The 17,664-nt window shown below is 33.5% G+C and carries 17 protein-coding genes; 13 read left to right on the top strand and 4 right to left on the bottom strand.

The annotated features are described in order from the left end of the window. The first annotated feature begins 116 nt into the window (after nucleotides 1–116). The gene (locus tag HOO54_RS18120) at nucleotides 117–869 is read left to right on the top strand and encodes a hypothetical protein (RefSeq protein WP_172297703.1); all 753 of its coding nucleotides are present in this window, start codon (nucleotides 117–119) and stop codon (nucleotides 867–869) included. 122 nt (nucleotides 870–991) lie between these two features. Here HOO54_RS18120 and HOO54_RS18115 read toward each other — a convergent pair whose 3' ends face one another. After that, nucleotides 992–1,312 (bottom strand): tyrosine-type recombinase/integrase, encoded by a 321-nt coding sequence (locus HOO54_RS18115; RefSeq protein WP_253907710.1) that lies wholly within the window; start codon nucleotides 1,310–1,312, stop codon nucleotides 992–994. A 322-nt stretch (nucleotides 1,313–1,634) separates the two neighbouring features. On the opposite strand from HOO54_RS18115, the gene HOO54_RS18110 reads away from it, so the two are divergent. The 4 genes from HOO54_RS18110 to HOO54_RS18095 all read left to right on the top strand — a co-directional run bounded on the left by HOO54_RS18110 (nucleotide 1,635) and on the right by HOO54_RS18095 (nucleotide 7,933). Next, nucleotides 1,635–4,388: a type I restriction endonuclease subunit R gene (locus tag HOO54_RS18110; protein WP_172297701.1), complete on the top strand. Its 2,754-nt coding sequence runs from the start codon at nucleotides 1,635–1,637 to the stop codon at nucleotides 4,386–4,388. A gap of 173 nt (nucleotides 4,389–4,561) precedes the next feature. Further along, the gene (locus HOO54_RS18105) at nucleotides 4,562–5,146 is read left to right on the top strand and encodes a restriction endonuclease subunit S (protein ID WP_172297699.1); all 585 of its coding nucleotides are present in this window, start codon (nucleotides 4,562–4,564) and stop codon (nucleotides 5,144–5,146) included. Between the two features lie 21 nt (nucleotides 5,147–5,167). Then, nucleotides 5,168–6,721, top strand: coding sequence for a type I restriction-modification system subunit M (locus HOO54_RS18100; RefSeq protein ID WP_172297697.1), 1,554 nt, complete (start codon nucleotides 5,168–5,170; stop codon nucleotides 6,719–6,721). Nucleotides 6,722–6,724: 3 nt separating this feature from the next. Then, nucleotides 6,725–7,933, top strand: a complete 1,209-nt coding sequence (locus HOO54_RS18095) for a restriction endonuclease subunit S (RefSeq protein WP_172297695.1) — start codon at nucleotides 6,725–6,727, stop codon at nucleotides 7,931–7,933. Between the two features lie 975 nt (nucleotides 7,934–8,908). Here the strand turns inward: HOO54_RS18095 and HOO54_RS18090 are convergent. Next, on the bottom strand, nucleotides 8,909–9,475 hold the full coding sequence (locus HOO54_RS18090; protein WP_172297693.1) for a PadR family transcriptional regulator: 567 nt from the start codon (nucleotides 9,473–9,475) through the stop codon (nucleotides 8,909–8,911). A 125-nt stretch (nucleotides 9,476–9,600) separates the two neighbouring features. Here HOO54_RS18090 and HOO54_RS18085 point away from each other — a divergent pair, with 125 nt between their 5' ends. Together HOO54_RS18085 and HOO54_RS18080 are read left to right on the top strand one after the other, a co-directional pair. Further along, the gene (locus HOO54_RS18085) at nucleotides 9,601–10,101 is read left to right on the top strand and encodes a phenolic acid decarboxylase (protein ID WP_172297691.1); all 501 of its coding nucleotides are present in this window, start codon (nucleotides 9,601–9,603) and stop codon (nucleotides 10,099–10,101) included. Nucleotides 10,102–10,339: 238 nt separating this feature from the next. After that, complete coding sequence (locus HOO54_RS18080; RefSeq protein WP_172297689.1) at nucleotides 10,340–10,699, top strand: hypothetical protein; 360 nt, start codon at nucleotides 10,340–10,342, stop codon at nucleotides 10,697–10,699. 580 nt (nucleotides 10,700–11,279) lie between these two features. Here the strand turns inward: HOO54_RS18080 and HOO54_RS18075 are convergent. Then, nucleotides 11,280–11,603 carry an AzlD domain-containing protein gene (locus HOO54_RS18075; protein ID WP_172297686.1) on the bottom strand — a complete coding sequence of 108 codons (324 nt, stop codon included), beginning with the start codon at nucleotides 11,601–11,603 and terminating at the stop codon, nucleotides 11,280–11,282. Next, a complete protein-coding gene (locus tag HOO54_RS18070) occupies nucleotides 11,600–12,325 on the bottom strand; it encodes an AzlC family ABC transporter permease (protein ID WP_253907709.1) in 726 nt (241 codons plus the stop codon). The genes HOO54_RS18075 and HOO54_RS18070 overlap by 4 nt, the downstream gene beginning before the upstream one ends. Before the next feature lie 101 nt (nucleotides 12,326–12,426). Here HOO54_RS18070 and HOO54_RS18065 point away from each other — a divergent pair, with 101 nt between their 5' ends. From HOO54_RS18065 to HOO54_RS18040, 6 genes are all read left to right on the top strand, one after another. Continuing rightward, the gene (locus HOO54_RS18065; RefSeq protein WP_172297681.1) at nucleotides 12,427–12,984 is read left to right on the top strand and encodes a helix-turn-helix domain-containing protein; all 558 of its coding nucleotides are present in this window, start codon (nucleotides 12,427–12,429) and stop codon (nucleotides 12,982–12,984) included. Between the two features lie 50 nt (nucleotides 12,985–13,034). Beyond that, nucleotides 13,035–13,595 (top strand): hypothetical protein, encoded by a 561-nt coding sequence (locus tag HOO54_RS18060; protein ID WP_172297679.1) that lies wholly within the window; start codon nucleotides 13,035–13,037, stop codon nucleotides 13,593–13,595. Nucleotides 13,596–13,764: 169 nt separating this feature from the next. Beyond that, on the top strand, nucleotides 13,765–14,736 hold the full coding sequence (locus HOO54_RS18055) for an ROK family transcriptional regulator (RefSeq protein WP_172297677.1): 972 nt from the start codon (nucleotides 13,765–13,767) through the stop codon (nucleotides 14,734–14,736). 270 nt (nucleotides 14,737–15,006) lie between these two features. Further along, nucleotides 15,007–15,387, top strand: coding sequence for a VOC family protein (locus tag HOO54_RS18050; RefSeq protein ID WP_172299687.1), 381 nt, complete (start codon nucleotides 15,007–15,009; stop codon nucleotides 15,385–15,387). Nucleotides 15,388–15,394: 7 nt separating this feature from the next. After that, nucleotides 15,395–15,958, top strand: coding sequence for a maltose acetyltransferase domain-containing protein (locus tag HOO54_RS18045; protein ID WP_172297674.1), 564 nt, complete (start codon nucleotides 15,395–15,397; stop codon nucleotides 15,956–15,958). 343 nt (nucleotides 15,959–16,301) lie between these two features. Next, nucleotides 16,302–17,663 (top strand): methyltransferase domain-containing protein, encoded by a 1,362-nt coding sequence (locus tag HOO54_RS18040; protein WP_172297672.1) that lies wholly within the window; start codon nucleotides 16,302–16,304, stop codon nucleotides 17,661–17,663. The last annotated feature ends 1 nt before the right edge of the window (nucleotide 17,664 follow it).

Here is a 17,664-nt window from a genome sequence, read left to right as displayed (position 1 = left end):
AAGAATTGTGTTGTTTTAAAGAAAATGTTGTAATAGTTTCTCTTATTAGAAATAATTAGTATTGAACTAACGTCACAGAAAATGAAAAATAAAATACATAAAAAAGAGGTGTTTTTTTGGTATCAGTTACTAAGAGAATTACTCAAGTTAAACAACCGAGAGGAGGATATATTAAACCGAAAGATTTTGTTATTACAGATTTAGTAGATACTGATATTTTAAATGAAAGCGAAAATATCAGTGGTGGTTTAGTAGGAATGGTGGTAGATTATTTAACAAGATTTTTAAATGGTGAACCAATTGAAAAGGCATTTAAAATTTCACTGATGGGAGCATATAATGTCAATGAAGTTGAATCAGCGAATGACCTATTACTCAATATACAGGGCATAGATGATACTTCAATTGAAAGTGCATGTAAAATGGTTGGGTTTGATGTAGCGTATCGAGCAGGAGTAATGGGGTATAAACCAGTGGAACTTATTAACCCTGATAAAGAAACTATCTCGAATATAAGAATTATGGTCAATAGAGGAATGAATTTTTTAAAACTCTATGGACCTATTGTAAAGAATGGTTTTACTTTTGAAGGTGGATATACGTCTTCTATTAATACTGGTGATGGTGATTTTTTAACAGAAAAAACGTTATGGGATTTTAAAGTTTCAAAATCAGCACCGACTAGCAAGAATACATTACAGTTACTCATATATTATCTAATGGGTATTCATTCTATTCATTCAGAGTTTAAACAAATTGAGAATTTAGGGATATTTAATTCTCGTTTAAATAAAGTCTATTTGTTACCTATAAGTACAATATCTAATGAAATTATCAATGAAGTCAAAACTACTGTCATAGGATATTGATAAATAGACAAATAAAAGAATCCACAGTTAAACTGTGAGTTTATATTTATAAAACCTTAAACCCTTATATTTTACGACTTCATTACTTGCCAAAAACATGCCAAGTTTGTGCCAAGTTGAAATTATCTTTTAGTGTAGGAGGAGAACTTTTGAAGTTCGTCTTCTTCTATTTTTTCGGTAATATCAAGATAAGTATCAGCAGTTGTTTTGATGGTCTTATGCCCCAATCGATTTGATACATATTTCAGGTTTGCACCTGATTCAAGCAGCAGAACAGCATGGGTATGTCTAAAGCCGTTGGTGCCTTTATAATCAACACCAGCTTTTTTACAGTAATCTTGCATGATTTCCCGTATAGTAGAAGGTGTTAAATAATGCCCGTTGAAATTTTGAAAGATAATATGATCTTCATTTTTACGGAATCTTGGATTTCCTAATATCAATTCATTTTGAACCTTTTCAATTCAAACAGAGCTACTTATAATGCTTGAAGAAAAAACAGGGATAACAGAACAGGTTTTACGACATGGGTTTGTTGATGAAATCCTGTTTGACGATCAGGAACAGGAATTAGACGTATTAGCAGCTATAAAAGGTAGTTGCTTTTTTTGTCGAATAAGGAAACGCTAAGATCACTTTGGTCTGACACTGCGCTTTAAATTATGCTATTAATGTTGAATTTCTAATAAAATTAAGAATAAATTTTAAATTTAAACATTAATTTTTAGTATAATAAAAAGGTAATGGTATTAAGGAGGTTCCAGTATGGCATACCAACCTGAGGCAGAACTTGAAAAAAACCTACAAAAACAACTCGAAAATCAAGGCTATAAAGCAATCAAGATTGCTGATTATGATGCACTATTAGCGAATTTTAAGCAGCAGCTTAACTTATTCAATGAACGTAAACTAAATGGACAACCATTATCAGATATAGAATTTAAGAGAATTCTTACTTTAATTGAAGGTAAAAGCATTTACGATTCTGCCAAAATCCTACGTGATAAATTATTAATCGAACGTGAAGATGGCACTCAATTATATGTTGAGTTGCTAAACACAAAAGATTGGTGTAAGAATCTTTTTCAGGTTACAACACAAACTACTGTGACTGGTAAGTACACAAATCGTTATGACGTCACTATCTTAATTAATGGCTTACCACTCGTTCAAATAGAATTAAAAAGACGAGGACTAGATTTTAAAGAAGCGTTTAACCAAATCCAACGCTATCGTCGTCATACATTCCCTGGTCTATATCGTTTTCTACAAATCTTTGTTATAAGTAATGGTGTCGATACAAAATACTTTTCAAACTCTGATTATGACATTCAATTTGGATTTACATTCTTTTGGTCAGATGAAAAAAATGAGCTGATTACGAACTTACAAAGTTTTAGTAGTACATTCTTAAATCCATGCCATCTTGCGAAGATGATTAGTCGTTATATGGTCATTAATGATACCGATAAAGCATTAATGGTTATGCGTCCTTATCAAGTTTATGCAGTTGAAGCACTTGTAAAGCGTGCAACCGAAACCAACAACAACGGCTACATTTGGCATACAACCGGTTCTGGTAAGACATTGACTTCCTTTAAAGCTGGTCAAATTTTATCAGATGAAGAAAGTATCAAAAAGGTGTTCTTCCTTGTTGACCGCCAAGATTTAGATAGCCAAACGATCGCAGAGTTCAACAAGTTCCAAAAGGGAGCGGTTGACCGCACTGACAAAACCGAAATCCTTATTGAACAAATACAAAATCCAATGAAACGGTTCATTGTGACAACGATTCAGAAAATGAACAATGCTATCAAAAATCCAAAGTACGTTAAGATAATGGAACCATATAAACAAGAGAAAGTAGTTTTCATTATTGATGAATGTCATCGTAGCCAATTTGGTGATATGCGAAAAGAAATTGATCATCACTTCCAGAATGCTCAATATTTTGGTTTTACCGGAACACCACGTTTTATCGAGAATAAAAGTCAAGATGGACGTACAACTGCTGACCTATTTGATAAATGCTTGCATTATTACCTTATTAAAGATGCGATCCGTGATGGGAACGTACTAGGTTTTTCAGTAGAATACGTTCGTACTTTTAACGCTAATATTGATGAAACAGATGCTACAAAAGTACAAGCGATTGATACAGATGAAGTGTGGCATGATGAACGACGTTTAAACTTAGTAGCTGACCATATAATTGATAATCATCTACGACGTTCTAAAAGCAAAGGCTATTGTGCTATGTTTGCAGTTGATTCAATACCTACGTTAATTAAGTATTACGATATTTTTAAATCTAAGAATCATGATTTAAAGATTGCTGGGATTTTTTCATATGGGCAAAACGAGGAAAGCGATGGTAAAGGTGAACATTCTCGTGAAGCGTTAGATCGCATGATTTCAGATTATAACCAAATGTACGACACAGACTTCTCTACAGAAACATGGGATCGTTATTTTTCAGATGTATCAAAAAAAGTAAAAAATGCTCAAATAGATATTTTACTTGTCGTAAAAATGTTCTTAACTGGATTTGATAGCAAGCCACTCAATACTCTCTATGTAGATAAGAACATGGTATATCATGATTTATTGCAAGCATACAGCCGTACAAATCGTGTAGAGAAATCGACTAAGCCATATGGAAATATTGTTTGCTATCGAAATTTAAAAGAAAAAACAGATGAAGCAATTAAGTTATTCTCAAGAACAGACAACGTTGATACCGTTCTAATGGGTAGCTACGATGAATATCTAAAAGCGTTTAAGGAAGCAGTGAAAAATTTAAGGGATGTTGCAGTCATTCCTGAAGAAGTTGACGAGCTAGAAAGAGAAGAAGATAAGCGGCAATTTATTATTGCATTCAAAAATGTGACGAAATTCCTTCAACGTTTACAATCATTTTCTGATTTTGAGTTTGATGAAACAGAGCTAACGATTTCACAGCAATCATATGAAGATTTCAAGAGCAAGTACTTCAAAGTGTACGAAGATTTTAAGCGTAGTGAAGTGCCAAAGGAATCGATTTTACATGATATTGACTTTGAGTTAGAGCTAATGCATACAGACAAGATTAATGTCAGTTACATTTTAAATCTGGTTGCCAACCTTAACACAGAAAATGAAAAAGAACGTGACAAAGAGATTCGTTTTATTAAACAAGAATTAGACCATGCATCTGATCCAAAGTTACGTCTGAAAATTGAATTGATAAAAGGGTTCTTAGATAAGGTCGCACCAACTTTGGCTCCTAATGAATCTGTAATGGATGCTTACAATCGTTACGAAGAAGAAATGAGTGAGCAAGAACTCTCAACATTTGCGAAACAAGTAAATATTGAAGACAGTGTATTACGTGAACAAGTATCAGCGTATGAGTATTCCAGTCTAATTGAAAAAAATGAGATTATGGATAATTTATCAGGATCGTTTTTGAAAAAGAATAAAGCAATTAAAGCGATTACTTCTTTCATTCGTGATTTTACCGAAAAATACGGTGCGTAGTTACCACATACCCCATTTAATAAATGAGAGAGCGTTAATTTAATTTAGCGCTCTCTCTTGTTATTTTAAAAAATATCAAAAAATAAATGGGAAAACATTGATATTTTTAAAAATATCATATATATTAAATCTATTGGTGGTGATATATTAAAAAATATCAAAGGAGGAGTGTTGTGAAACTTTATCAAATTGCACAATTTACACAAGGTGCTTTTGCAAATAGGTTAGAAAACTATTCTGACAACATTGAAACATCAAAAGTCAAACCATTATCATTAAAGGAATTTAACGAAACACTAGGTTTAGCTTATCGAATTTCAAATGAAAAGAATGTGGCAATTACTGTACCGAAAGAAAAATTGGTATCACAACTGCTAACTGACACAGTCAGTCTTATACTGCACACGCATACGAAAAAAGTTGCTCTGTTACCAGAGAAATATAGCGGTTTATTATTAACTAACAACTTTATAAAAATTGAATTAACAAGTGATGTAGATGCAGCCTTCTTTGAATGGTACTTTAATGAACATCCATCTATTCAAAAGCAGCTGTCTGTTTTAAGTGAAGGAACAGTCATTTCATTATTGAAACTATCTCATTTAAAGGATTTAGAAATTGACATACCACCTATCCAAAAGCAAATCATTATTGGAAAAGTCGCACAGCTTAAAAGGAGAAAAGAATTATTGATGGCTGAGAAACGTGAATTACAACAGCTATATATTCACCAGAAGCTAATTCAAAGTATCAATTAAAGTTTCGAAGGAGGAATTACTATGACAACAAGTGAAAAGCAACGTCAACAACAAGCTGAATTACATAAGAAATTGTGGGCGATGGCAAATGATTTACGAGGTCAAATGGATGCCAACGAATTTAAGGATTATATTTTAGGGTTAATTTTCTATCGTTACTTATCTGAAAAAGTAGAAGCACGTGCAAAAAAATTACTAAAAGACGATAACATATCTTATGCAGAAGCATGGGAAAATGAAGAGTACCGTGAGGACTTAGCTGAGTATCTTATTGATGAGTTAGGTTATGTAGTAGAGCCGCAATTCCTATTCTCACGTTTCCTTGAAGAAATCGAAAAAGGGGCAAATGGTAACTTTGATGTAGAGTTGCTACAAAACGGTGTAAAAGCAATTGAATCATCTACTTTAGGTGCTGCAAGCCAAGACGACTTTCAAAACCTTTTCGATGATATGGATTTAACTTCTTCACGTTTAGGACGTACGGTTAAGGATCGCACTAGTTTAATTAGTAAAGTCATTGTCAACATTGCAAGCATTCCTTTTTTGCAGGACGATGTAGAAATTGATATTTTAGGTGATGCATACGAATATATGATTTCTCAATTTGCAGCAAACGCAGGAAAAAAAGCAGGTGAGTTTTATACACCACAACAAGTATCTAAAATCTTAGCCAAAATTGTAACTGCTGGTAAAACGGAAATTCGAGATGTATATGACGGGGCTTGTGGTTCAGGTTCCTTGCTTCTTCGTGTAGGTAAAGAAGCGAAAGTACACAAATATTACGGACAAGAAAAAGTATCAACAACATACAACTTAGCTCGCATGAATATGTTGCTACATGATGTTCCATACCAACGTTTCAATATTCAAAATGCGGATACATTAGAAGAGCCGCAACATATAGAACAGCGCTTTGAAGCAATCGTTGCCAACCCTCCATACTCAGCAAAATGGAGCGCAGATGATAAGTTCAAAGATGATGAACGCTTTAGCGCCTATGCTAAACTAGCACCAAAATCAAAAGCAGACTTTGCCTTCATACAACACTTTATTCACCAATTAGATGATAACGGTACTATGGCGGTGGTGTTACCACATGGTGTTCTATTCCGTGGTGCAGCTGAAGAATTGATTCGAAAATATCTAATTGAAGAAAAAAATTACTTAGACGCAGTGATTGGATTACCAGCAAATATTTTCTATGGTACGAGCATTCCTACTTGTATTTTAGTATTCAAAAAATGTCGTAAAGATGATGATAAAGTTCTATTTATTGATGCATCCCAAGAGTTTGAAAAAGGTAAAAATCAAAATCATTTATCAGATGAACACGTTGAAAAGATTATTACAACATTCCAAAGTCGTGAAACAATCGACAAGTATTCCTATGCAGCAACATTGCAGAAAATTAAAGAGAATGACTACAACTTAAACATCCCTCGCTATGTTGATACATTTGAAGAAGAAGAACCGATTGATTTACAAGCAGTAGCTCAACGTCTGAAAGAAATTGATAAAGAAGTTGTAGAAGTTGATCTTGAGTTAGAGAAATATTTTAAAGAATTGGGGGTGTAGAAAGTGGTTGCACCTAAGTTGAGATTTAATGGATTTAAAGAAGATTGGAAAACTGTAAAATTTAAATCTCTGTTTTCAGAGGTTAATGAAAAAACGGGTGATACAAAAAGCTTCCCTTTATATAGTTTAACAGTCCAAGATGGTGTAACAAAAAAGACAGACCGTTATAATCGTGAATTCTTAGTAAAAAAAGACGATAATTATAAAATTGTGCGTCCTGATTATTTTGTATCAAATCCTATGAACATGACTATTGGAGCCTTAGCTCAATATAAAGGTAGTGAAGATATTTCGGTATCAGGATACTATAATGTCTTCAAAAATATTTCCAACTATAAAAACCAATTCTTGGAAGATTACTTAAAATCCTCAAAGATGATTTGGCTATATAAAAGTATTGCAACAGGATCTTTAATTGAAAAACAACGAGTCCATTTTTCACAATTCATCGAATTAGCTGTTAGACTTCCTGATTATGAGGAAGCAAATAAAATATCAGATTTTATGGAAATACTAACAAAGAAAATTAAACTTCAACAAGAAAAAATTGACTTGCTGAAAGAACAGAAAAAAGGTTATATGCAGAAGATTTTTCGTAAGGAATTGCGGTTTAAAGATAAAAATGGTCGAGATTTTCCTAATTGGAAAGTATATAAACTAAGTGATTTTTCTTCTCGTATTACTAGAAAAAACAGTAATTTAGAAACTAAAAGACCGTTAACGATTTCTGCACAATATGGTCTAATTGATCAAATTGAGTTTTTTAATAAAAACGTTGCTTCAGGTAACTTAGAAGGGTATTACTTATTACAAAAAGGTGAATTTGCATACAATAAAAGTTACTCTAATGGTTTTCCATTAGGTACCATAAAACGCCTCGATAATTATGAAGATGGAGCATTATCTACACTTTATATTTGTTTTGCTCCGAAAGATAACATGAATAGTGATTTTTTAGTTCACTATTTCGATTCTACTCAATGGCATAAAGCAGTGGCATTAATTTGTGTAGAAGGAGCAAGAAATCATGGCTTATTAAACGTCAGTGTATCAGATTTCTTTGATACTGAACATGAATTACCCTGTAAAGAAGAACAAATAGCAGTCGCTCATTTTTTTAATCGTATAAATAAGAAAATCAATTTAAATGAAGAAAGATTAGAAAAATTACAAGGTCTAAAGCAAGCATTAATGCAACAAATGTTTATATAACTAGACAGCACCCTCCCACATTTTATGGAAAGGTGCTGCTACAACCTCATTTACTTATGATATATGGTTCAGGTTGATTAATGTAAGGTAGAAAAAATCGCATCTATTTTGTGTAAACTATGATTTCTCAAGTTTTTAACCCTTCCTATGTGATTTTTTACCGGAGGTTTTAATGCCGATTTCGAGCCAAGTTCATGCCAAGTCCGTGCCAAGTTGAAATTATAAACCATTTTAAACCATTTGAAGAATGGCTTTATCTCAAAGGTTTGAGCGGTTTTATTGTTAATCATTACGTCCCATTTCGAGCAAACTTAATCAAGTTCGAGATGGAAGGTAGTATTGGTTAACTGTTGATACTAAAGGGTGTGATCAGACTAATACATGATTGCACCCGCAAAATTTATATACCTGTGTACCGCAGACATAACTCCATTGCTTGGTCTTCAATCTTTTTAGTAACTTGGAGGCATGTATCTGCGGTCATTTTTATACTTGGATACATATTTTATATTAACTCCGGCTTCAAGAAGATGAACCGCTTGCTATGCCTAAGTGAGTGCGGGGAAAGATCGGTAAACTTGCCCTTTTACATATTTCTTTGAAATAGTCTCTGATAACGTTTGTCCGGAGCCAAGGCTTTATGTTGAAAAATACAATATTAGATTAATTTTTGTATTCTAATACGAGCTTGTTCTGATTAGTTTTATGCTAAAACAAATTTTAGGTTACACCAAATTGATTGGAGCCAAGTTTGAACAAAACTCTAAGATAAGCGGGCTTTAAAAGACTATGACTTTACACAAAAATCAACCGAAAACAGCTTTTTTACAGCAGCAGTTTTACATGAACTAAATGGTTATTGAATATTTATTGAGAGGTATAAGGTTATAATTATTTGTTTGTGGTTCCTGCAGCATTAAAAAGATAAGAAAGTATAAATTGCTTTATTTAGCCGATAAGTCCTATGTAAAAGACTTATCGGCTTTCTTTTTTGTTTATAATGTCTAAACTTTTATTCAACCAATAAATGTAATTTTCTTCGCGAGAAATGGCTTTTGTCAGAACAAAGTAGTGACCTAATGCTTCAGCATCTAAATGTAGAGGATTCTTCTCTCCTCCATAATGAAAAGAAAACTGTTCTTTTAGAAGGGACAATTTTTCTGTTCTGAGTTTTAATTGGTTATTAAATAATACTGGGATTTCTTCAGTAGGGATATCTTTTAAAAAATATAACCGTAATGCGAAAACATCCTTTTCGGTTTCCACATTCTTATCGAGTTCCAGCAACCAATTCTGAAGTTCTTCTTTTCCTCTCGTTGTAAGGCTGTACATTTTTTTCTCAAGTTTGACTCCAGCCATTTTTACGTATTGAGAAATCGATTTTTCTTCTAATAATTTTTTTAACTCAACATAGATTTGGCTATGCTTTGCACTCCAGAACTGTCCAATCGCTTTCTTAAATTCGGTCGTAATATCATATCCACTCATATCTTCTTTACTTAATAACCCTAAAATTGCATATTTTAATATCCTTCGGCTCACCAAATAACCTCCATTTTAGAGTATATTGACATCATTATAACACAAGTATACAATAATATATGTAATATTAAACATGTAACTAATTACATGTTTAATATTGAATATTTTGAAGGAGTGACTTTTTTATGAAAGAACTTAACGAATTTTTAGGGAGCCATCTTATTTATACGTATGAAAATGGCTGGGAATATGAGATTTATATAAAAAATGAGGATACGATAGATTATCGTATTCATAGTGGGATGGTCGCAGGTCGCTGGGTTCGTGACCAAAAAGTTGATATTGTAAAAATTGCTGATGGAGTCTATAAAGTTTCATGGACTGAACCTACTGGTACCGACGTTTCTCTAAATTTCATGCCCAATGACAAAAGAATGCATGGAGTCATCTTCTTCCCCAAATGGGTACATGAACATCCAGAAATTACAGTTTGTTACCAAAATGACTTTATTCATGTAATGGAACAATCCCGTTTAAAATATGACACTTATCCTAAGTATGTTGTCCCTGAGTTTGCTAATATCACTTTTTTCAAAAATGAAGGAGTCAATAATGAAAAAGTCATTTCTCAAGCCCCTTATGAGGGCATGACTCATGACATCCGTTCAGGAAAATTATTTTTTTAATTGCATATGTATTAAAGTCAAAGAGGATGGTGTCAAATTAGTTGGGTAAACCAGCGGTTTGTTGGCTGTAAGTGTCAATGTCAAGGCCTCCTCTTTTTGTTTCCTGATGCCTTAAAAGATTGTGAGCAATGATTTGATTCCTAAAAAGAAGATTTATTTTAAAAAGAAAAGGTTCACCTCTATAATGAAATAGCAATAAAAAAGTAATATTTCATTATAAAGAAGAGAGGTTTTGTTATTGGATATAGAAAAATATAATTTAGTTAATCGAAATGATTGCAAAAAACCTAATGTTGAAATAGATGATAAAGAAATATATTTTGATATTTATGTTAGCCCTGATAAAGAAGTGTGTATCATAGGCAGTTTAGACAACAATTATATTTGTTGGGCTTCGATTACAACTCCTGGTGATTTTGAACGGATTGTTACTTTTATTGATTACATATTGAAATGCAAACCTGTTATGGTTTCCAGTTTATATTGCGCATTAGAATGTCGTTACGAGGAAGTAATGAAATGGCATAAATTTAGTATTTTCAAAAAATGTATAATGATGAGCTTCGTTTCTATTCACAAGCCAGTCATATCTATTTAGGAGATAACGAAATGTATATTGTTAGATCTATGTCAGAGGAAATAAACCGTTTTTATGATATAGAGTTAGCGAAATGTAAATATCGTTCGGTGGACAACAATTATTTTAAGATATAAAAGGGTTATAAATACTATTACGAAATGAAACCTCTTATTTCGATATTGAAATGTGAAAGTTACCTGAAACTATCTTCAAATGAGGAAGGACTGTATGAAGGAATGTTCTAACCTTTATAACAGCTATATGTCATCAGTAAGGTAAATTAATTTTATAGAGGAATTTTTGTGATTGTGAATAATTTCAATTATAACTTAACGCTCTGTATTTTGTTTATGCACTTGAACAAACAGAGCGCAAAAATTGAGTGGATAGGCATTGAAGCTAAAAAAATGAACTCCAAGGTTCCTGAAGTTGCGGATAACCTTCTCCTGTTAACAAAGGAATTTAGGAATATTGAAAACTTCTAGCATAAACAGCACAAACACTGAAATCTTTTTTCGTGAAATGGATAAGTTTTTGCAAAACAAACTGGTATGACTGTGTACCGCAGATGACATTGAGAAATGTCTCTGCGGTTTTTCTAAAAAAATAATCGCAAGCCAGCCATCAACACAACACCGCTAATCACTGTGATTGACAAACTTTTTGTTTTCATAGCAATCAAAAGTGTAGGTACTAAAACTGCTATGACAGTCCAGTCAAGTTTGAACGTATGATCGGTTTGGATGATGAAATTCTCTACTATAAGTGCTGTAAGGATACAAATGGGTACATATGATAACCACTTTAAAACCGGTTCAGGGAGTGTTATATTACGTACAACTAAAAAAGGGATAATTCTTGGAATCATTGTTACGATAGCACAACTGATGATGACAAATAAAATCGTTAAATCAATACTCATTTATCTGTCACCACCCCAATAGTGGCTACGATTACCGTTGCAAGGATAACGGCTAGATGTGTCGAAATAAATAAAGATAAAACCAACATGGCTATCACCATATACAATACTAACCTTAAATAATGCTTCAATTTTGAAGGTGCAACCGAGTCTAGTTGTAAAACTAGTAAAGCTGCAAACATTGCAATTAAAGCATAATCTAACCCATACTGTTCTGGATGAGAGATCCAATTTCCGCATAGTGCACCGGTGACACAAGAGATAGTCCAGCAAATATAGGCAGTTAAATTTAAACCATACATCCAATGATCATGAAGATGTACATTTTTGATTATTTTGTTAGATGCAACCCCAAATGACTCATCCGTGATGAATAATCCTATACCTAGACCCTTAAGCAGAGAGTATTTTGAGAAATATGGTGCAAGTGATGCGCTTAATAAGAAATGTCTTAAATTTACTATAAAAGTAGTCAAGATCATAGCTGAAATTGGACTATCTGTTACTAACATAGAACAGAGGATGAATTGAGCTGCACCAGCATACACTAAGGCTGATAATAGTGCAATTTCTACTACACTTAGATTTGATGAAACACCGACTACTCCAAATGCAAAACCTATACTTGTATAACCTAACAATGTTGGGACACAATCTTTGATTCCTTGTACGAAAGATGAAGCCACCTCTTCTTTTTTTATTAATGAAGTTTCTGTACTCATTCCGCTCCCCCTCATGTTAATGTTTATCATATTATACAAATTTCCGTTATAATAAACAATAGTGTGGTAAAATAAACATAATAAAATAAAGGAGAGCAGTTATGGAATATATTCAATCAGTTATTGCGAAGAATTTGTTTAATCTCAGAAAAAGTAGACATTTGACACTTGATCAAGTGTCAGAGCGAACAGGGGTTAGTAAAGCCATGCTTGCGCAAATTGAAAAAGGGAAATCCAATCCCACTGTCACTACTCTTTGGAAAATTGCGAACGGTCTTCAAGTATCATTTACACATTTTATGAAAGAGGAAAGTCCTAAAGTAAAAAAAATAAATATAAATGAACTAAATCCAATTTCAGATCATGAGGGTCAATATCTTGTCTACCCTTTTTTTCCGTATCATCCTGAAACAAAGTTTGAAATTTACATTGTTGAACTTAAACCAGGGTGTACACATGATGCAAAATCACATCTAGGGGAAGAGTATATACTTATAAAAGAGGGAATTTTAACAGTTCATCTTCAAGGAGAGCATTATGTATTAGAATCTGGGGATGCCTTGCAATTTACCGGGACAACAACACATCGTTATATCAATACCACTGAAGAATTAGCGAGCTTTTTTCTAGTGATGTATTATCCAGAACCAGAAATGTAAAATTGTCAAAATCAATGGTCAGGCGGCTTTCATTTTAAGGAGGCGGAAATTTGGAAAATTCATTCGTGATGGTGACAGATGCACCCGTTTCTTTGAACTTTCTGATTTACATCCAAAATATATTTCTTAATCAAAATCGGCAAGAGTTAAGGTTTCCTTATTTATCAACAAGAATCGTATTTAAAGAAAACTTTGAATTAAAGTATAAAGAACTGTGGAATGAAGTTTCAGAAAGAATATCCGAAAATAATCAAAACGATGCAGTATTTCTCAAAGAAAAGGATTTATTTTATCAGCGACTGTTTGTGAATGATGATAGCGCTTTTAATGAAATGTATAAAACCTTTGAAGTGTGGTGGAACAGCTTTCCAGGGCGTTTTTCAATCGAAAGATCGATCGGTGATGTGAGTGAAGGATTATATGTAGAATTAACAAACTCGTTAGTTCAAAAAGGAAAAGTCCCGAAAAAGGAACTATATATTAGTGTAATTTATGATGAATGTTTATTGGCTAATACCGAAGTCTCTTCATACTTTGCTGTACTTTCGATTCGAGACTTTTTTGTTCATTCCCAAGAGTTGATTCATAAATTACTGGCAAGTATTGATTAGCAGATAGAAAAGTCATTTGTCCATCGATAGATTCTTGGTGCCAGCTTTTGCTTTATGTCATTTTCTATGTTATATTGTCACCATCACTTATTAAAGAAGTTTAATAAGTTTTTTGTTGGATACTTTTTAAATATTTTTAATAAGTCTATTGAAAGGTGGTGAGCCATCAATGAGGAAATTCATTCTTCGTGATATTCGCAAATCTCTCTTAGAACTTGAAAGTGCGACAAAAGTTGAACTTAGTGAGAAGTTAGGGATTAGTTTTCCGACAATAAGTAAGTTTCTAACGCAGATGGAAAAGAGCGGCGAGCTTTTTTTGGCAGGTCTTGATGATTCAAGTGGTGGAAGAAGGGCGCAAAGATATACATACAATCCAGAGTATATGTTGGGATTGGCTATTTTTTTAGAAAGAACAGAGACCCATTATATTGTGTTTAACTGTTTGGGAGAAGTCAAGGATACTGGAAAAACATCAAGTGTATTAGTAGAAGATGATGTAAGATCATTAAGCCAATATGTTGAAAATATCTTACAGAAATATTCGAAAATCAGTTCCATTGCTATTGGTGTACCTGGTTCTGTTGATAATGGACGGATTTTTTATATACCAGGTTATGAGCATCTTCAAAACTTTGATTTGAAGGGATATTTGGAAGAGCGTTTTTCGATACCTGTTGTCGTAGAAAACGATATGAATGCGGCAGTGCTTGGATATCACGCTCGGAAGGGAATGAAGAATACATCTCTGGTCTATTTATATTCAGGTCAAAATGGTCCTGGTGCTGGAATGATGGTAAATGGTGTTGTTGTGCGGGGAAGCACTAATTTTTCAGGTGAGATCTCATTTGTTCCACAGGATGGCGACCGAAATTTCGGGCAGGTTTTGGAAAATGAAAGCGGGGAGGTTAATGCTATTAGCAGGTTAGTCGCTTCATTTGCAGCGATCCTTAATCCTCATATCATGATTTTTTGTGATGATGAAGTTACCCCATTGACCATTGAGCAAATTGTAAAGCAAAGTTCAAAGTATATTCCAACAGAACATCTTCCAGAATTTAAAATAAGTGATTGGAAACAAGACTATCTATTTGGATTACAAACCCTTGGTTTTGATCTCATGGCAACCGAAATAAGCAGTTAAGAAAAAACCATTTGTCAGATTTTGAATATAATCTGTAAGGGGGAAAGCAATTGATATCGATGGAACTTTTCTTAATCACGAAATGAAATATCATGTTGAGAGACTTTTGAAACAACAATGGGGATTAATACAAACAACTGAAATCGTTCTTTGGTATTCATAAAAAAATGTAAAATAACTGGTAACACATCATAAACTGTCAATTGTGTTATGTGGAAAACTTTTAGCAAACCATGATCCATTCAATATACAAGGAGGGGCATATGTGTGATGAAGATAGAGCATGCGGCAATGTGGGTTAACGATATCGAAGCCATGAAGACGTTTTATGTCACATATTTTAATGGAAAAGCAAACGCAAAGTATCATAATAAAGATAAACAATTCGAATCTTATTTTCTGACATTTGCTGAAGGTGCACGGTTAGAAATAATGTGTAAGTCGGGCATAGATAAGCCTGATCGGGACGATCGGATTGGTTGGGCTCATATTGCAATTTCTCTGGGAAGCAGGGAGGCAGTCGATCATAAAACTGTTCTTTTACAAAATGATGGTTACCGCTTAGTTAATGGACCTCGTGTCACAGGGGACGGTTATTATGAAAGTGTGATAGAAGATCCGGAAGGCAATCTTTTAGAATTGACTGTGTGAAAAAATCATGAAAACTGAAAAACAAAAAATGTTGAGTGGTGAACGGTATCATCCAACCGATCCAGAATTGCGTAGCGATAGAATGAAAGCTAGAAGACTCACCAGGTTATTTAATGAATCACTCGAAATTGATGACAACATAAGAACTGAATTATTAAAAGATCTACTTGGTTCCACTGGTGAAAATATATACATAGAGCAGACGTTTCGCTGTGACTATGGCTACAACATCCATGTTGGCGAAAATTTCTTTGCGAATTTTGATTGTATATTTTTAGATGTATGCGAGATTAGAATAGGTGATAACTGTTTTATTGCTCCAGGAGTACAAATTTATACAGCGACTCATCCATTGCATGCAAACGAGAGAATATCGGGAATAGAATATGGAGCACCAGTAACTATAGGTGATCATGTCTGGATCGGTGGGGGAGCCATCATTAATCCCGGTGTTACAATAGGTGATCAAGTTGTGGTTGCTTCTGGTGCGGTCGTAACAAAAGATGTGCCAGATCATGTGTTGGTCGGTGGAAATCCTGCTAAAATCATAAAACGGATCCAGGACATGTGATTTTGATGGTCAAGGAGTTGCTCAGAAAGGCAGTAAAAAAAAGACTTTCTAATAGCCTTTTAAAAAAATCGTCCAATTCAAATGGAGTTACCAGACAACATTTGCGAAAGGACGATTTTTATGTGCTCTTATAAATAAATACTTCCTGCAGAGACAAAGAATTTAAATTTTACTAGTGGATCATAGAACAGAAATGTAGAATAAGGATTTCATGACATACTTTGCATCCATTAAGATGATTCTCTATAATTAAGCCATAGCTTAGGAAAGTAGTATTTTTTATGACTTATGATATGTTGTTTTAACTGAAACGGTTTTAATTAGAGAGTAGGTGTGAATCACTATGCAATTAACAATACGAGCGACAGGACCAAATGTTAAGGTCATTTCTTTTTTATTGGCGAAAAACCCAAGTAATCTTTACGAAAGAAGTGTAAACGGTCACTTAGTAAGAATGTTTTATCATAAGTTTACTGAAGAAGAAGTTGGTGTTACATTTTTTGTTACACCAGATCCAATTGAACTTTCAAGGAATAATTCTGAAATCTACGATATTACTTCATATATTAATGACCGAGAATTTGTGGTGAGTAGTATCTTCTGTAGCTTTTTAAGGTCTGCTCTTAGTACAGCACTAAATGGAAAGCCAAAAGCAGAATATGATTCTTGGGTGAATCATTGTTTTCCTTTGGAATTCAGTTTTGGACCACTGGCTTCTCATCTATCAGACAAAGATATTGTGGAGTTATTTGAACCATTAGGATTTAAGGTTGATATCACTTATGGTGATGTCGATTATAGTATGAATTTTAAAACAAAAAGTACAGCGAGATATATCACGATAAAGGGTTCAACGACACTGCAAATGGGGCTTCGGCAGCTCTTTGTTTTGATTCCTGTTTTAGATAATTATAAGCATTATTTCATAGATGAAAAAGAAGTAGAAAAAATTGAACGATATGGTGCAGGCTGGCTTGATACGCATCCAAAAAGAGAGTTTATATTACAGCAAGCACTTCGATTTAAAGATATTTATAGTTTGGTGGAAAAGCAGAGCAACAATGCGATCAGTAGTGAAAAGGATCATAAAAGAGACCAAAAAGTTAGATTGAACGATCTTAGATATGAGAAAATGATTCAAATCATTAATCAATTACAATTCAAAGAGAGCATCGTTGACTTCGGTTCAGGTGAAGGAAAGTTAGCTGTGAAATTAGGCTTCGTGAATGGTGTTAAAGAAATTTTGGCTGTTGAACCGTCAGAGTCTGCATCAATTAAAGCTCTTAAACGCTTTGAGAAAGTAGAACAGAAAGAGAATTTTATTATGCCTGAACAAATTGTAGGCTCTCTCTTTTACTATGATGAAAGATTAATAAATAAGGATATTATGATACTCTGTGAAGTGATCGAACATATTGATGAGTATCGTTTACCTAAAATAATGAAAACAATTCTGCAGGACTATCGGCCAAAGGTATTACTCATTACGACTCCAAACCAAGAGTATAACAAAGTATATGGAATGGGTGAAGGATACAGACATCCTGATCATCGATTTGAGTGGACTAGAGAAGAGTTTTATAAATGGTGTGAAATGCAAAATGAGGAATGTGAATACGATATAACGTTTGCAGGTATAGGCGAAGAACACGACCTTTACGGTTATCCTACCCAGATGTGTTTGTTTATGAGAAAGGAGTTGTAAA

The sequence above is a fragment of the Bacillus sp. WMMC1349 genome, from assembly GCF_013155385.1.
GTDB lineage: Bacteria > Bacillota > Bacilli > Bacillales > Bacillaceae > Bacillus.
The sequence above is the reverse complement of the archived record's forward strand: the minus strand, read 5'-3'. Positions and strand labels throughout refer to the sequence as shown.

Excerpts from the sequence above, each read along its gene's own strand:
- HOO54_RS18110 (WP_172297701.1), top strand. The coding sequence starts at position 1,635 with ATGGCATACCAACCTGAGGCAGAACTTGAAAAAAACCTACAAAAACAA.
- HOO54_RS18100 (WP_172297697.1), top strand. The coding sequence starts at position 5,168 with ATGACAACAAGTGAAAAGCAACGTCAACAACAAGCTGAATTACATAAG.
- HOO54_RS18085 (WP_172297691.1), top strand. The coding sequence starts at position 9,601 with ATGAAAGAACTTAACGAATTTTTAGGGAGCCATCTTATTTATACGTAT.
- HOO54_RS18075 (WP_172297686.1), bottom strand. The coding sequence starts at position 11,603 with ATGAGTATTGATTTAACGATTTTATTTGTCATCATCAGTTGTGCTATC.
- HOO54_RS18070 (WP_253907709.1), bottom strand. The coding sequence starts at position 12,325 with ATGAGTACAGAAACTTCATTAATAAAAAAAGAAGAGGTGGCTTCATCT.
- HOO54_RS18065 (WP_172297681.1), top strand. The coding sequence starts at position 12,427 with ATGGAATATATTCAATCAGTTATTGCGAAGAATTTGTTTAATCTCAGA.
- HOO54_RS18055 (WP_172297677.1), top strand. The coding sequence starts at position 13,765 with ATGAGGAAATTCATTCTTCGTGATATTCGCAAATCTCTCTTAGAACTT.
- HOO54_RS18050 (WP_172299687.1), top strand. The coding sequence starts at position 15,007 with ATGAAGATAGAGCATGCGGCAATGTGGGTTAACGATATCGAAGCCATG.
- HOO54_RS18045 (WP_172297674.1), top strand. The coding sequence starts at position 15,395 with ATGAAAACTGAAAAACAAAAAATGTTGAGTGGTGAACGGTATCATCCA.
- HOO54_RS18040 (WP_172297672.1), top strand. The coding sequence starts at position 16,302 with ATGCAATTAACAATACGAGCGACAGGACCAAATGTTAAGGTCATTTCT.